Source organism: Lutimaribacter saemankumensis (genome assembly GCF_900100005.1).
In the GTDB taxonomy this organism is placed as follows: Bacteria; Pseudomonadota; Alphaproteobacteria; order Rhodobacterales; family Rhodobacteraceae; genus Lutimaribacter; species Lutimaribacter saemankumensis.
The window spans coordinates 933532-948406 of the sequence record NZ_FNEB01000001.1 but is presented as its reverse complement, the minus strand read 5'-3'; the positions used below and the strand labels follow the sequence as shown (position 1 = coordinate 948406).

Sequence of the window (14875 nt, the reverse complement as noted above, 5' to 3'; positions counted from 1 at the left end):
CCAGGATCGCAGCCTCTCAAGCCGAGATCATTTCAAGCAGAACCGCGCCGCCGCTCTTACCGAGTGGCGTGGTCTCTGCGCGGCATAAGGGACAGCGTCGCTGTCCTTGCAGAGACGAGTTCGAATTAGTCTGACAGCACCTTACAGGCAGCTCCCGAGAACTGCCTGAAGTTCACATTAGTGACCGTGAAAGGAGAGCCGGTCGAACTACCCGCTGATACTGCCGCGCAAGTGACGATGCTGCAGCAGTATGGTGATCGGTATGCACGGGTGATCGACTTGATCCTGGAAGAAAACGCCAAGCCCGCATGGACCTTCTTGGAAGATTGCTCCCCACAAGGTGCTGACGTGCTTGCAACGAACGAGTGACAAAAGCCTGGCGGGCGAAACGAGTTCCCCGGTGGAGCCTGCCAGCCCTGATGTGAGCTGCTACGACCCGGATCCAAAAACACACATGTCTGCTTCGTCCGTGAAGAAGACGTTGGCACATACCGCAGCGCACGTCGGCTCTGAGCCCTAAGCGGACCCCGAGGCCATGGTGGCTAAAGACAAGTTTGATCGTGGAGGGGCATCACGCAGTAGTTTAAGGAGCCTACTGAAACAAATCTGACGAAAACGTTTTTATTCGGTTTATCAATGAATTAGCCATGCGTTTCTGGCGTCAGCTGCAGCGCGCCACATCCACATTGAACACGCTCTCGTACTTATCCCACATCAAACATGAGGGATGACACATGCTACGACGGACTTTCTTTGGCGCGGCAGCGGGCTTTGCTCTTGCTCTGGCTGGCACCACCACTGCAATGGCAGATGGCCACGGCAGCAAGATGGATATTGTGGATACTGCAGTCAGCGCGGGTTCCTTTTCCACGCTGGTCGCTGCCGTTCAGGCGGCTGGCCTGGTCGAAACCTTGAAGGGAGAAGGCCCCTTCACGGTTTTTGCACCGACGGATGAAGCTTTTGCAGCACTCCCTGAAGGTACTGTTGAAACACTGTTGAAGCCGGAAAATCGTGATCAACTCGTTGCCATCCTGACGTATCACGTCGTGCCGGGCAAAGTGATGTCTTCTGATATTTCAGGTAAGAAACTGTCTGCGGAAACCGTTAACGGTCAGTCTGTTGGTATCAATGCGTTTAGCGGCGTGAAGGTAGATGGTGCATCTGTCGTCAAGGCAGACATTGAAGCGTCTAACGGCGTTATCCATGTGATCGACGCCGTTATCCTGCCGAAGTAACAGCGCATTGATTTACTAGTATTTGGCCGCCTTCGGGCGGCCTTTTTATTTAAAGCGACTGAGAAACGAATGTCAGTGTTGTCCCACTTTGCAGACGTTTGATCAAACCGCAGTGAACTGAGGGTCTGAGCCCAGAGCGGACAGTGCTGGAAAGCCTCGATGTTTGCTATGCGGTAGTTAAGCCCCTCTGTTTTTCTTTCGGCTTTGTGCCTGGATAGCAGATGCGGGAGCCAAGAAGATCATGATCTTCCAGGCGTTGAAGCCTCGTTCGAACTCTGTCGCGGCGTCTCCTATGCCCATCACCCCCGCGATCTGAGCTCCCAGCCAAATAAACAGCGCGCCTGAAACGAGAGCGCAGACCACGGCCAAAATCGCCGCGAACCTGAAGTTTGCACGCCGCAGAATAGCCTGAGGGATAAACCAGCCTATCAGCAGGACTCCGACAAGAAATAAGATGAATAGCATGTGGTCTATCTGTCTCGTTATGCACCAGTTTGGGTGCTAGGCACTTCAAGCGAAGCTAAGACCAAGATCGGGTAGTGAATAGCCTCAAAGAAAAGGGCGAGCACGATGCTCGCCCGTTCCAAGTCACATGTGAAGCCGTATCAGGCCTTCTTGGCCTTGCGACGACGCAGCCAGGCGAACCCGGCTATCCCGGTCAGGAGCAGCGGTGCTCCAGCGGGGAGGGGTATGGGGGCGATGACTTTCGACACCTCGTAGGAGACGGGCACATTTGCCCCGACACCGTTAAGAACAAAGCCAATGCTGCCATTTCCATTTACGAAAAGGATTGCGCTTGGGTTTCCCCAGGGGCAAGCACCATTTCCCCCGGCATCCTGAAGACATGTTCCTGCATTAACTATGTCCGAAGTGCCGTTGGTCAGCGAAAGATCAAAGCTTCCGGCTGAGAAGCCCGACGCAAAGGATATGGTATCGAAGCTCTCGGAAGTGGTTCCAAAACCGATTGTCGCAGAGAAGCCGCTAATGCCTGTATCGGCAAGCGTAACATTGGTCTGATCCGACGAGGCACCGACGGCGTCGCTGTCCCAAAACCATTGACCATTCGCAAATTGGCTTCCGTTGGTGCCGGAAAACTCTACCTTAAAAGTAGCTGCTTGAGCCGATGCCGTTGAAACGAATGCTGCCGCTGCCGCTGCTGCGAAAAACTTTGCAAATCGCATCTCTAAATCCCTGATGTCCAATCTTTAAATCATAAATGACGAAGATACAGCGATAGTCAAACCGGAAGGAGATTGACCTTCGAAAGGAGCGATATTGAGGTGGATTGCTACCGATTGTAGAGGTTCCGTCGACAATCCTCCTTGGGGCACCCCTCGGGGCACTTTCACCCGGACGGCATCCCGCGCGGGTCATCGGTTCAAGTATCGGAGGAAGGTGGCTGGGGTGGTAGGATTCGAAGCCGTACGATGAAGCTGTACCGAAAAGCTGCCGGTTGCCGGCGAGTGGGGCAACGGTTGGGGCGGTGGTGTCCCGTTATCCCAAAAGTATCACGAAACCTGGCACCTCCGTGTATTTTGGGGAAAATTTTATTCTTTCCATTTACTTTGTCATGAAATTTATTTATCTTATATTTGGCGCAACAGAGACTGGATCACATGAAGCTCAAAGAATTCATCGCTGGCCTGGCCGAAGTCATGCAGGTCGAGAGCACAGAACTCGCCACGGTCGATCGGGCGCTGGCAAAGCAGGGGCTTCGACAGCTTGCCCGAGGTCGCTTTCATCCTGACATCACGCTCGAAGAAGGGGTCCAGCTGGTATGTGCGTGGGCGGGTTCTTTCAAGTTGACTGAGGCGGCATCCGAAGTGGAGCGCCTCAAGAGCTTTAGTCCACGGCAGATCCCTAATGACGAGTACGAACTGATAACGAAAAACTCAAAGACGTTCGCCAGTCTCTTCGGGGCCGAAGAAAGAGACCTCTACGGTATGAATTTTGTTGAGGCAGCCTGCTGGTTGACGGAACAGCTTGGCTCGGGAAAGTATCCAGCGGATAGGATTTGGCTCTCCGTGACAAAAGGCGGAGAGCCTGAAATGAGTGGTAGCTGGAGGTTCAAGTTCAGGACGCTGAGTTTTTTCCAGTTTCCCGAAACTTTGGACTTCGATCGGATGAAGCCAGTGCCACAGCGGAACGTGGAAATCAAAGCATCCATCCGCGGGCCAGTGTTGAAGTGGATTTTTGACGTCACGGAGGTTTCGTGATGCCACGCCCATCGTTGCCTAAACCGGAAGAAGTTGCCGGCATTGCGAAGTTGCTGCGAGCCGAGGGATTCTACTCTTTCAGGATCGAGACGACACCCGATGGTCATGTATCGATAAGCGCAGGAGAAGCCGACGGTTCGACAAATGTGACTGCTCTGCAGAAGTGGAAAGATCAGCGTGGCGCTTCCTAAGGGTGTTCATAGGGTGCGGCGCAGGCTTGCGAACGGACGAAGCCGCTTTCACTTCTATGCTTGGCGCGGAGGACCGAGTTTTTGGGTTGACGACATTCGGGAACCCAAAGACCCAGACTTCTATGTTGCCTTTGCTGAGGCCATGGAACGACCGCAGCCAAAATCCGTTCTGACACCATCGTTGGTGGACTGGTTCTTGTCGAGCGCAGCGCGAGCCAAATCCTCTCGCTCATTTGCCGATCAACGCAAGTGGCTCTTGAGGTTTGCGGAGCATTTCCATGACGCTCCGGCGGTAATCTTTGAAGAGCGCGGTTCCCGGGGCGAGGTGAACAAGTGGCGGGCCCGATGGAAGCACTCGCCCAAGCAGCATGACATGGCAGGAACTCATGCGGTTCGTCTGCTCAACTGGGCGGTAGAAGAGGGCCATTTGGCAGAGCATCACTGTCACAAGCTACCGCGCCTTTACAAAGTGGATCGATCCGAGGTCGTTTGGACTGCAGCGGACAGGGCTGCGGTCAACGCCATTGCCCCAGAATGGGTCCAGAGGCTTTTGTGTGTTGCCTGTGAAACTGGCCTGAGACCTGGTGATCTGATCAAGCTCACGCGTGCTTCTGTCGAGGAAACCCCTAGGGGGCGCAGGCTAAGGGTGCGTACAAATAAACGTGGCCGTACAGCTCACATTCCGATCACACCTGCCTTGGCTCAGGTTATCGACGCAACCCCCGGGGGCCAAATGCTCATTCTCACCAATGCCAGTGGGAATCAGTTGACTGAGCACCGGGCATCCGAGGGCTTGCGGCAGTGGAGAGACAAGGCTGGTCTTAGTGGAAATTTGCGTTTGCAGGATTGCAGAGGTACGGCGGCGACGCGCCTTTTGAGCGCGGGATTGAGCCTGTCGCAGATCGCCAGCCACATGGGGTGGTCACTAAGGCATGCCGCAAATGTAATTGAGCATTATGCGCGGGTTTCACCGGATGAAACCGATGCTGTTCTGGAGAAGCTGGCAAAGGCAAAAGGGGGTGCTTCGTGAACAAAACTGTAAACGCCACTGTAAACGGATCGATACGCGCAATCAGTCGTTCTGTCTAAGTAATTGAAAATATATGGAGGCGAGTACCGGAATCGAACCGGTGTACACGGATTTGCAATCCGCTGCGTCACCACTCCGCCAACTCGCCGTTCCGTGTGGTGTTCGGTGAGGTAATGGATTGTCCGGGGCCATGCAAGAGCCTTTGCCGCGCCATGGCGGCCAAATGCCTCGTGCAATGCCGTTGCCGCCACCGCGTGGATGTGACAAAACGAAATTCGACAACTGAACGGACAGGTTTAGCCAGATGACCGATTTCGCCACCCGCCGCACCATCATGGTCGATACCCAGATTCGCCCCAACGATGTCACGAAGTTTCCCGTGATCGACGCCATGCTGGCCGTCCCGCGCGAAGATTTCGTGCCGACCGAAAAGCGCGAGACCGCCTATGTCGGTGAAAATATCGATCTGGGGCGCGGGCGCGTGGTGCTCGAACCGCGGACATTGGCCAAGATGCTGGACATGCTGGATATTCAGCCCGACGAGCTGGTTCTCGATATCGGGGTGGGGCTGGGCTATTCCGCGGCGGTGATCTCGCGCCTGGCCGAGGCGGTCGTCGCCGTCGAAGAGGACGAGGCCATGGCCGCCGAAGCCCAGACCGCGCTTTCCGAGGCCGAAGCCGACAACGTTATCGTGCACCAGGGCCCGCTTGGCGAGGGCGCGCCGCAGCATGGGCCCTATGACGTGATCGTTCTGCAGGGGGCCGTGGCGCACCTGCCCGGTGCGATCACCGACCAGCTCAAGGAAGGCGGGCGGATCGCCTGCCTGTTCGACGAAGGCGCGCTGGGTGTGATGCGCATCGGCTACAAGGTCGATGGCGCGGTCACCTGGCGTCATGCCTTCAATGCCGGCGCCCCGGTTTTGCCGGGTTTCGAACGGCATGCGGCATTTTCGCTGTGATCGCGTAACACCAACGGTAAAGGGCATCGCACATGAGCGTTTCGAGCCGCATCAGAACAAAGGCGATCGCCGGGATCGCGGGCCTGTGTCTGGCCGTTGCGACTCCTCTTGCCGTGCGGGCCGAGTCGCTTGCCGACGCCATGGCCGAGGCCTATCGCAGCAGCGGACTTCTGGAACAGAACCGCGCGGTTCTGCGCGCAGCGGACGAGGATGTGGCGATTGCGGTATCGACCCTTCGCCCTGTGGTGCGCTGGCTGGGTGATGTCACGCGGCGTTTCGGCGACAGCGCGACCGGCGGTTTGCCGGCGCGCAACATCGAGCAGAGCAGCGCCAGCCTTGCGCTCAGCGCAGAACTGCTGCTGTGGGACGGTGGGCGCAGCAAGATGGATCTCGATATCGCCAAGGAAAGCGTCCTGGCCGTGCGCCAGGCGCTGATCGGTGTGGAACAGCGGGTTCTGCTGGCTGCGGTCGAGGCATTCATGGACGTGCGCAGCAGCTACGAGATCGTGACGCTGCGCCGCAACAACATCCGGGTGATCACCGAAGAGCTGCGTGCCGCGCGCGACAGGTTCGAGGTGGGCGAAGTCACGCGCACCGACGTGGCACTTGCACAGGCGCGTCTGGCACAGGCGCGCAGTAACCTTGCGCAGGCCGAGGGCGACCTTGCCATAGCGATCGAAGCGTATCGTGCCGCTGTCGGGCGCGCGCCGGGCAACCTGACCCAGCCTCCGGTGATGAAGATGCCCGCGCGCAGCGTCGAGGCGGCGAAATCCGTGGCCGAACGGACCCACCCAGACCTGCGCCGTCTGCAATTCGAGGTGTCGGCGACCGAGTTGGGTGTTCTCAAGGCGCGGGCGGCGACCAATCCGCAGGTGACGTTGCGCGGTCAGATCGGCGTGACCGAAAGCTTCGATTCGACCGATTTCACCGAAAGCGGCTCGATCGGGATCGAGGCGGGTGGCGTGATCTATCAGGGCGGGCAGCTCCGGGCGCTGGCGCGCAAGGCGATGGCACAGCGTGACGCAAAGCGGGCCGAGCTTTTGGCGAACCAGCGCATCATCGCGCAGAATGTCGGCACCGCCTTTGCGCGTGTGCAGGTGGCGCAGGCGGCCCTGGCGGCGGTGGACGAACAGATTCGCGCCGCGCGTGTCGCGTTCCGTGGCGTGCGCGAAGAGGCGGCACTGGGTGCGCGCACCACTCTGGACGTTCTGAACGCCGAGCAGGAACTGCTCGATGCGCAGGCCAACCGCATCACGGCGGCGTCGAACGAGTACAAAGCGTATTACGGCCTGTTGTCGGCGATGGGGCTGCTGACGGTCGAAAACCTCAAGCTGAACGTGCCGCAATACGATCCGACCGCCTATTACAACATGGTCAAGGACGCTCCCAGCGCGGTGAGCGAGCAGGGCCGCAAACTGGACCGGGTGTTGCAGAAGCTCGGGAAACAGTAAATTTCTTTGCATCTGTTGTGTGATAGCTGAGCCGCGGGTAAACTCCGGGCCAGATCAGGAATGGTGGCGCAGGCATGTCCGATCCCTTGAAGAGTGCAGATATAGAGGATGTTCTGTCCTCGATCCGGCGGCTGGTGTCAGAGGATTCGCGCCTCAAGGCCGAACCGCCGCGCCGGCCTCAGGCGGACCGGCTGGTGCTGACGCCTGCGTTGCGTGTGCCTGATTCACAGCCTGAAATCTCGCAAGTCGAAGACGAGCCTGACGACGACGCCGCAGATCAGGCGGCGGCGGAAGCCGCCGGGCAGGATGCCGCGGCGCGGGACGACGACATCCCCGAGCATGAGCCGCAACTTACGGATGATCTGGCGGATACCGACGAATCGGCGTTGCAGGCCGATACCGATGACGCGCCTACGGACGAAGACGCGCAGGCCGATGAGGCCGAATGCGGCGTCATCGCGCCCGAAGACGAAGAACTGGGCGAGGCGCCCGACGAGGCCCGCGTTCAGGCCGCCCAAGCCGCGATCGACGCCATCGTAGAACAGGCTGTCCGCGATGCCACATCAGAGGCGCTGGGCGAGGACGAGGTAGCCCAGGACAGCGACGACGACACGCTCGAATGGGAAGACCATACGCCGGATGCCCCCGAACCTGCGATCGAGCTGACCGAAGAGGCGGATGACGCCGCCGAAGTGCAAGACGCCGCGCAGGCGGCAGAGGACGCAGCGGCGGACCTGGCCGGTGGCGATCTGGACGCAGATACCGGCGAAACCGATCCCGACGAAGCCGTGACCACGGCCGAGGCAGCCCCGGAATGGAGCGGCACACTCTACGAGGCGGCGGCGCGCGCCGGGATGGAGGCCGACGCCCCCGCAGATGGCCACAAGGCCGAACCGCGCAAGGAACCCGAACAGGCCGAGAGCTTTGATTTTCTCGGTGGTGACGAGCCGGTTCTGGACGAAGAGGCCCTGCGCGAGCTGGTGGCCGATATCGTCCGTCAGGAATTGCAGGGCGCCCTTGGCGAACGGATCACGCGCAATGTGCGCAAGCTGGTGCGCCGTGAAATCCATCGCGCGCTCTCGGCGCAGGAATTCGACTAACCTTCAGATCTCGGCAGCCATCGCGAGCAAAGCATCTATGTCCAGATGCGTTTCAAGATGTGCAGCCAGAGCATCCAGCGTATCTTCGACCCCGTCTTCGTAGGCCAGGGACGACGTGACCCCCAGTCGTGCAAGGAACGCGGCGCGAAACCCGTCATCGCTGAACAAGCCATGCAGGTAGCTGCCCATCACCCGGCCGCTGGGGCTGGCGGCGCCTTCGGTCCGGCCGTCGATATCCAGCCATCCGCGCGCCCGGTCGGCCCCTTCGGTCTGGCCAAGGTGGATTTCATAGCCCGTCACCCGGTCACCGGTGGGGCGATAGGTGGCCCGTGTCAGCGACAGACGCTTTTCCGGGCGCAGCACGGTGCGCACATCCAAGTGGCCAAGGCCCGCGACACGGCCGGCCGGGCCCTCGATCCCGGCAGGATCGGCGATTTCCGTGCCCAGCATCTGGTAGCCGCCGCACAAGCCCAGCACATGCCCGCCGCGCCGGATATGGGCGGCAAGGTCCACGTCCCATCCGGCTTCGCGAAAGGCGGCCAGATCGCCGATGGTCGCCTTCGATCCCGGCAACAGCACAAGCGCCGCGTCACCCGGCAACGCGCGGCCAGGCTCGATGATGTCGATCTGAACGCCCGGTTCGGCGGCCAGCGGATCGAGGTCGTCGAAATTGGCGATGCGGGGCAGGCGGGGCACGGCGACCCGAATGCCGTCGCCGGGACGCGAGGCTATATCCAGAACGTCCTCGGCGGGCAGGCGCCAGGCATCGGAAAACCACGGCACCACCCCGATCGAGGGCCATCCGGTCGCGGTTTCGATCACCGGCAGCCCATCGTCGAACAGCCGCACATCGCCGCGAAAGCGGTTGATCGCAAAGCCGCGGATCATCGCGCGGTCGCCGGTGTCCAGAACCGCATGGGTGCCCACGATCTGCGCGATCACGCCGCCGCGGTCGATATCGCCCACCAGCACCACCGGCACGCCGGCGGCGCGGGCAAAGCCCATGTTGGCGATATCGCGGGCGCGCAGGTTCACCTCGGCCGGGCTTCCGGCGCCTTCGACCAGCACGATGTCGGCACGGTCCGCCAACCGGTGAAAGCTTTCCAGAACGCGGGGCATCAGCCGGTCGCGCATACCGCCGTAATCGCGCGCCTCGACCGGGGCAAGGCGCTGGCCCTGCACGATCACCTGCGCGCCGGTTTCGCTTTCGGGTTTCAGCAGCACGGGGTTCATGTCGGTATGCGGCGCGACGCCCGCGGCGCGCGCCTGCAAAGCTTGTGCGCGGCCGATTTCCCCGCCGTCTTCGGTGACGGCCGCGTTATTCGACATGTTCTGCGGTTTGAAGGGCAGGGGCGACATGCCGCGCCGCACAAGCGCGCGGGCCAGCCCTGCCACCAGCATCGACTTTCCGACGTTCGAGCCGGTGCCCTGAATCATGATCGCGCGTGCCATGGCTTGGCTTACCCCCGACCGTGGAAAAGAAAAAGCGCGCCGTGTCGGCGCGCTTTGTTCCTGGCAGTCTTTGCGGCCCGGATCAGGCGGCTTCGGCCTGCTGGGCAGCGTTGCGGCGTTCGCTTTCTTCGCGCGACAGCGCGACCGAGGTGCGCACACCACGGGAAACGAATTCCATCAGCCCCTTCACGACCCGCTCATTGGGGTCGATCCCGGCACAGGACAGCACTTCGCGTCCATCGCGCGAGCGCGCCCAGCGGGCGATTTGCTCGGGGCCATTGCCATATTTCTTGTCATCGGCGATGGCATCGTCGAGCGCAGCCAACACAACGGCTGCAAACAGTTTGCGTGCACGGTTTCCCTGTTCATTGTTGAAAGCCGTACCGTCAACGAAATCTTTCATGTTTCGTCCTTGTTTTTATAGCTCTTGCATTTCTGGCGTGGCGTCCCTTGTGGCAGATCGCACGCGATTCGGATAGGGCATTCATGCATGGCTGTCATGCACTTGGCGCATACCTTTACGCCGGCAGCACGATATTTCGTTGTCTTGCCAGCCGGCGCAGCCCCAGATATAGGTGCTGCCGAAACTCATTCAACCTTTCGTCAAGGTTTTGCCATATGCCCAAGATCAACGGAAACGAGATACGCCCCGGCAACGTGCTGGAGCATAATGGCGGGCTCTGGGCCGCTGTTAAGGTCGACCACGTAAAGCCCGGAAAAGGCGGCGCTTTCGCGCAGGTCGAGATGCGCAACCTGCGCAACGGATCGAAGCTGAACGAACGCTTCCGCAGCGCCGACAAGGTCGAGCGCGTGCGTCTGGAACAAAAGGACATGCAGTTCCTCTACGAGGATGCGGGTCAGCTCGTGTTCATGGACACGGAAACATACGACCAGGTGCAACTGGATGCGGAAATCCTGGGGGAACGTCGCCCGTTTTTGCAGGACGGCATGACGATCCTTGTGGAATTCTACGAATCCGAGGCGTTGAACGCCACTCTGCCGCAAAAGGTGACCTGCACCATCGAAGAGACCGAACCGGTCGTCAAAGGCCAGACCGCGGCAAACAGTTTCAAACCCGCGCTGCTGGACAATGGCGTGCGCGTGTCGGTGCCGCCCTTCGTCGGGCCTGGCGAACGGATCGTCGTGAACACCGAAACCATGGAGTATTCCGAGCGCGCCTGACCTCGGGGCCCGCGCGCATATACCCCCGTAACCAGCCGGGGGTGGGATATCACAGGAAACAAGGCCTCCGGCGCAAGCCAGGAGGCCTTTTTCATGATCGATCATGCCACCCCCGCCGATATCGACGCAATTTCGGACATGCTGGGCGAAGTGACGGTGCCGCTGTTCGACCGGCACGACGGTTGTGTGCTGGTCTATCGGTTGCAAGCTGTGCCGCGCGGCTATCTCGCGTGGCGGTCGGATGACACGCGGGGCAGGGTCCGGCTGGTGCATGTTTTCGTCGAGCCGAATTTCCGCCGCCACGGCATGGCGCGCCGCATGATCGCGCGGTTCGAGGCGGAAATCGCGCGGTCGGGCGCGACGGGCTGGTTTGCCAGGACCAGGGACGCCGGCCCCTCGGCCAGGGCGCTGATGCGTCGGATTGGTGCGGATGGCGCTGACGGTGTGTTCGAAAAGCGGCTTCAGACTCCGCACTCGTCCAGCAGCCGCGCCACCATTCCGCGATAGCCCGTGCCGAACAGCCGCAAATGCACCAGTGCAGGCCATAGCATGTAGATCGGCCGCCTGTCCCGCCACCCGGCCGGCAAGGGGCCATAGGCCGCGTCGAACGCATCGTCTGGCCGGCCGAACAGGTTGAGCATCGCCAGGTCGACCTCGGGATCGCCGTAGTAGCAGGCCGGGTCGATCAGCCATGCTTTCGGCCCGGAAAACAGGACATTGCCCGCCCAGAGATCGCCGTGCAACAGGACCGGGGCCGGTCTGTGTGGCAAACGGTCGGGCAGGTGCGCGGCCAGCGTTTCGAGCCGCCGCGCCAACCCGGCGTCGCGCGGCAGCAGGGCCAGCAATCGGTTCTGCGCCCAGAAGGCGGGCCAGTCGTCATCCGGCGTGTTGCGGATGGTTGCGGGGCCAAAGGCGTAATCCGCGCTCCAACCATAGTGCGCACCGGTCGTATCGTGCAGCGCGCGCAGAACGTGGCCCAGATCGGCCCAGCCCGCGGCGCTGGCTGCGGTTTCGTCCAGCCATTCAAGCGCCATCAGATTGCAGTCCACCGCCAGTACGCCGGGCGCTTGCGCGCCCGCATCCGCCATCGCGCGCAGCATCGTGGCCTCTTGTTCGACCAGCGGTCCAGTTTTGGCGGCAAGGTGGTGGCCATCTTCCAGCGTGACGGCAAAGACATCGGACAGGTCACCACCGTGCAGCGCATGCAAACCCCGCACGCGTTGGCCCATCAGGGTGGCGATATGCCCTTCGAGATCCGTCAAACCGGTGAAATCTTGGCCTCGCCCGCCTGCATGCCGTCGCGCATCCGGTCGAACCGCAAATACGCGATCGCGCGGCCACCCGACTGGGTGTAAACTGTGCCCGCCGGCTTTCCATCGACGGTGATTTCGGTGCCCACGGGGGTGCCGCCATCGATTGCGACGGTGATCAAACCCTTTTTCAGTTCGGTCTTGTGCTTCATGCGGGCGGTGACTTCTTGCCCGACATAACAGCCCTTGCGGAAATCGACGCCGTGAAGCCGCTCGAACCCCGATTCCAGGACATAGCTGTCGGGGGTCAGTTCGATGCCCGACTCGGGGATGCAATGTGCCACGCGGATCGCGTCGAAATCGCTGCCGTCGTCGCCACCCTCTGACCCGTAAAGCCGCCAGCCAAGGTCGGGATGGCGCGGGTCGGGCCAGGCATTCTGCGGGGCCGTGCCGGTGCCGCGCCTGACCTTCAGATCGGTTTCATCGATCGAAACATCGGCGCGCAGCTTGTACATGGACAGGCGGGGGATCAGCCCGGCGGCAAGCCCCGCCTCGACATCCAGCAGGATGCCGTCATTGTCCGGGACGAGAAAGAAGTCGGCCAGGTACTTGCCTTGCGGTGTCAGCATCGCTGCATAGACCAGCCCCTGATCCAGCCGCTCGACGTCGTTCGTCACAAGGCCTTGCAGAAATTCGCGGGCATCCGTGCCGGTGATCCTGAAAATCTTGCGCTCCATGGCGGGCTCCTTTCTGTCTCTCCTCCAGATATACCGATTGTCCGTGCTTGCAACAGGTGGGGCAGGTGCGGCGTTCGGCGCCGCTTGACGCCAGCCGCGCCGGCGGTAGGTTCGTCTGGTTGAACCAGACAGGGCGCTGACATGACGCTTTCCCACGGACGTGAATATCTTGCCATTCCAGGGCCTTCGGTGATGCCCGACCGCGTTTTGCGCGCGATGAACCGGGCTGCGCCGAACATTTACGAGGGCGATCTCATCGACATGGTCGCCGGCATGATTCCCGATCTGCGCCGCGTGGCGCGCACAGATCATCACGTCGCGATCTATATCGGCAACGGCCATGCCGCGTGGGAGGCCGCGCTGGCCAATGTCGCGGGCCCCGGTGACGCAGTGCTGGTCCCTGCGACCGGGCGGTTCGGCCATGGTTGGGCCGACATGGCGCAGGGCCTTGGGGTCGAGACCGACATCATCGATTTCGGCAAGTCCACGCCGCTCGATCCCGCGCGCGTCGAAGAGGCGCTGCGCGCCGACACCGCGGGCCGGATCAAGGCGGTGCTGGTCACGCATGTGGATACGTCAAGTTCGATCCGCAACGATGTGGCGGGCGTTCGGGCGGCCATCAACGCGGCGGGGCATCCCGCGCTGTTGATGGCAGATTGCATCGCATCGCTGGCCTGCGACCGGTTCGAGATGGACGAATGGGGCGTCGACGTGATGGTCGCGGGCAGCCAGAAGGGGCTGATGGTCCCGCCGGGATTGGGTTTCGTGTTCTTCAGCCCCAAGGCGGCGACGCGCCGCGCGCAGATGGACCGTGTCAGCCGTTACTGGGACTGGACGCCACGGGCCAATCCCGAACAGTTCTACCAGTATTGGGGCGGCACCGCGCCCACCCATCACCTGTTCGGCCTGCGCGAAGCGCTGGACATGATCCATGACGAGGGGATGGAGGCCGTCTGGGCCCGTCATGCCGCTTTGGCCCGCGCGATCTGGGCCGCTTGCGAGGCATGGGGGCAGGGCGGGCCGCTGGCGCTGAACGTGGCTGCGCCTGCGCATCGCTCGCACGCGGTGACGGCGCTGCGTATCGGCGCGCCCTACGGCTCTGAGCTGCGCCGCTGGGTGCAGGACAAGGCGGGCGTCACGCTGGGTATCGGGCTGGGCATGGCCGAACCGGGCGATCCGGCCTGGCACGGGTTCTTCCGTATCGGGCATATGGGCCATGTGAACGCGCATATGGTGATGGGCGCGCTCGGGGCCATTGATGCGGGGCTCAAGGCGCTTGAGGTTCCGCATGGCCCCGGTGCCCTGGAAGCGGCAAGCACGGTCCTGGCGCAGGCGGCGGGCTAGACCCGCCGAGCGTCGCGCCAGACGATCACCGACAGGTAAAGCGACAGGATCGCCGCGAAAAAGCACCAGACCGAGATAAAGGCATAGGCGAAGAACGCGTATGTCAGGGCCAGCGACACCGCCACAAGTCCGCCGAAAAGCTGTATCCTGCGGTCCGAACTCAGCACCAGCGCGCCCACGACCAGCGCGGCGTAAAACAGCTTGAGCGCGGTGCGGCTGATCACGTCCTGGTAGATCAGGGTCGTCTTGTAATCGAGCGAGCGTTCGACCACCTCGACCCGTAGCCAGTCGGCCAGCAGGAACGATGGCAGAAAGATCGACAGCCCGTAAAGAAGACCGACCACGCTGATATAGCCCGCGATGCGCCGGCGCGCTGGCTGCGGTTCCGTCAACCAGACGGAAAACGGCACCCAGGCCAGCCAGAAGAAATGCGAAAAGAACAGGAATCCGCGTGCGGCTATTGCCGTCAGTGTCGCGTCACCCCCCGTGTGCCCCAGCCAGACGACGCCTTCGAACGCCTGTTGAACGCCGAAGGCCAGCGGATAGACCGCAAAGGGTAGCAGCCCCGGCGCGCTGCGCCGCGCCTTCGCCAGCGTCGCGATGCCGGCCGGCACCAATGCCGCAGCCAGAACGAAACTTGCACCTGCCGAAAAACACATCTCGCGGTCCTCCCGTCGCGGTGATGGTTACGGGCATCATCGGGCGGGGCGCGCGCCTGCGCTTTGCGTC

At 61.6% G+C, this 14875-nt stretch carries 17 protein-coding genes and 1 tRNA gene; 10 read left to right on the top strand and 8 right to left on the bottom strand.

Features of this window, described 5'->3' with window-relative positions; translation table 11 throughout:
* The first annotated feature begins 180 nt into the window (after positions 1-180).
* The gene (locus BLT50_RS18965) at positions 181-369 is read left to right on the top strand and encodes a hypothetical protein (RefSeq protein WP_139170471.1); all 189 of its coding nucleotides are present in this window, start codon (positions 181-183) and stop codon (positions 367-369) included.
* Positions 370-734: 365 nt separating this feature from the next.
* Positions 735-1235, top strand: a complete 501-nt coding sequence (locus BLT50_RS04715) for a fasciclin domain-containing protein (RefSeq protein ID WP_090026911.1) — start codon at positions 735-737, stop codon at positions 1233-1235.
* 177 nt (positions 1236-1412) lie between these two features.
* Here the strand turns inward: BLT50_RS04715 and BLT50_RS04710 are convergent, their stop codons facing one another.
* Together BLT50_RS04710 and BLT50_RS04705 are read right to left on the bottom strand one after the other, a co-directional pair.
* On the bottom strand, positions 1413-1700 hold the full coding sequence (locus BLT50_RS04710) for a hypothetical protein (RefSeq protein WP_090026909.1): 288 nt from the start codon (positions 1698-1700) through the stop codon (positions 1413-1415).
* A 140-nt stretch (positions 1701-1840) separates the two neighbouring features.
* The gene (locus BLT50_RS04705; protein ID WP_139170470.1) at positions 1841-2416 is read right to left on the bottom strand and encodes a VPLPA-CTERM sorting domain-containing protein; all 576 of its coding nucleotides are present in this window, start codon (positions 2414-2416) and stop codon (positions 1841-1843) included.
* Positions 2417-2851: 435 nt separating this feature from the next.
* On the opposite strand from BLT50_RS04705, the gene BLT50_RS04700 reads away from it, so the two are divergent.
* Both BLT50_RS04700 and BLT50_RS04695 read left to right on the top strand, forming a co-directional pair.
* Positions 2852-3451 carry a hypothetical protein gene (locus BLT50_RS04700; RefSeq protein WP_090026903.1) on the top strand — a complete coding sequence of 200 codons (600 nt, stop codon included), beginning with the start codon at positions 2852-2854 and terminating at the stop codon, positions 3449-3451.
* A 333-nt stretch (positions 3452-3784) separates the two neighbouring features.
* The gene (locus BLT50_RS04695) at positions 3785-4672 is read left to right on the top strand and encodes a tyrosine-type recombinase/integrase (RefSeq protein ID WP_090026900.1); all 888 of its coding nucleotides are present in this window, start codon (positions 3785-3787) and stop codon (positions 4670-4672) included.
* A 74-nt stretch (positions 4673-4746) separates the two neighbouring features.
* Here BLT50_RS04695 and BLT50_RS04690 read toward each other — a convergent pair.
* A tRNA-Cys gene (locus BLT50_RS04690) sits at positions 4747-4820 on the bottom strand.
* Between the two features lie 156 nt (positions 4821-4976).
* Here BLT50_RS04690 and BLT50_RS04685 point away from each other — a divergent pair.
* The 3 genes from BLT50_RS04685 (at position 4977) to BLT50_RS04675 (ending at position 8181) form a co-directional block, all read left to right on the top strand.
* Positions 4977-5630, top strand: a complete 654-nt coding sequence (locus BLT50_RS04685) for a protein-L-isoaspartate O-methyltransferase family protein (RefSeq protein ID WP_090026898.1) — start codon at positions 4977-4979, stop codon at positions 5628-5630.
* Positions 5631-5662: 32 nt separating this feature from the next.
* A complete protein-coding gene (locus BLT50_RS04680) occupies positions 5663-7081 on the top strand; it encodes a TolC family outer membrane protein (protein WP_090026896.1) in 1419 nt (472 codons plus the stop codon).
* A gap of 74 nt (positions 7082-7155) precedes the next feature.
* The gene (locus BLT50_RS04675; protein ID WP_090026894.1) at positions 7156-8181 is read left to right on the top strand and encodes a hypothetical protein; all 1026 of its coding nucleotides are present in this window, start codon (positions 7156-7158) and stop codon (positions 8179-8181) included.
* A gap of 3 nt (positions 8182-8184) precedes the next feature.
* On the opposite strand, the gene BLT50_RS04670 is transcribed toward BLT50_RS04675, so the two are convergent.
* Positions 8185-9633: a cobyric acid synthase gene (locus BLT50_RS04670; RefSeq protein ID WP_090026892.1), complete on the bottom strand. Its 1449-nt coding sequence runs from the start codon at positions 9631-9633 to the stop codon at positions 8185-8187.
* Between the two features lie 82 nt (positions 9634-9715).
* Positions 9716-10036, bottom strand: a complete 321-nt coding sequence (locus tag BLT50_RS04665; protein ID WP_090026889.1) for a DUF6280 family protein — start codon at positions 10034-10036, stop codon at positions 9716-9718.
* Between the two features lie 215 nt (positions 10037-10251).
* Between BLT50_RS04665 and efp the strand changes: the two genes are divergently transcribed.
* Together efp and BLT50_RS04655 are read left to right on the top strand one after the other, a co-directional pair.
* On the top strand, positions 10252-10815 hold the full coding sequence (gene efp, locus BLT50_RS04660; RefSeq protein WP_090026887.1) for an elongation factor P: 564 nt from the start codon (positions 10252-10254) through the stop codon (positions 10813-10815).
* A 93-nt stretch (positions 10816-10908) separates the two neighbouring features.
* Positions 10909-11322, top strand: coding sequence for a GNAT family N-acetyltransferase (locus BLT50_RS04655; RefSeq protein WP_090026885.1), 414 nt, complete (start codon positions 10909-10911; stop codon positions 11320-11322).
* On the opposite strand, the gene BLT50_RS04650 is transcribed toward BLT50_RS04655, so the two are convergent.
* Positions 11277-12077, bottom strand: a complete 801-nt coding sequence (locus BLT50_RS04650) for a fructosamine kinase family protein (RefSeq protein ID WP_245723275.1) — start codon at positions 12075-12077, stop codon at positions 11277-11279. The two genes, BLT50_RS04655 and BLT50_RS04650, sit on opposite strands and share 46 nt — an antisense overlap.
* Positions 12074-12802 (bottom strand): CAF17-like 4Fe-4S cluster assembly/insertion protein YgfZ, encoded by a 729-nt coding sequence (ygfZ, locus tag BLT50_RS04645; protein WP_090026882.1) that lies wholly within the window; start codon positions 12800-12802, stop codon positions 12074-12076. The genes BLT50_RS04650 and ygfZ overlap by 4 nt, the downstream gene beginning before the upstream one ends.
* Positions 12803-12943: 141 nt before the next feature.
* Here ygfZ and BLT50_RS04640 point away from each other — a divergent pair, with 141 nt between their 5' ends.
* Positions 12944-14146 carry a pyridoxal-phosphate-dependent aminotransferase family protein gene (locus BLT50_RS04640; RefSeq protein WP_090026879.1) on the top strand — a complete coding sequence of 401 codons (1203 nt, stop codon included), beginning with the start codon at positions 12944-12946 and terminating at the stop codon, positions 14144-14146.
* Here BLT50_RS04640 and BLT50_RS04635 read toward each other — a convergent pair.
* A complete protein-coding gene (locus tag BLT50_RS04635; protein WP_090026877.1) occupies positions 14143-14805 on the bottom strand; it encodes a DUF6629 family protein in 663 nt (220 codons plus the stop codon). The genes BLT50_RS04640 and BLT50_RS04635 overlap by 4 nt on opposite strands.
* Positions 14806-14875: the final 70 nt, after the last annotated feature.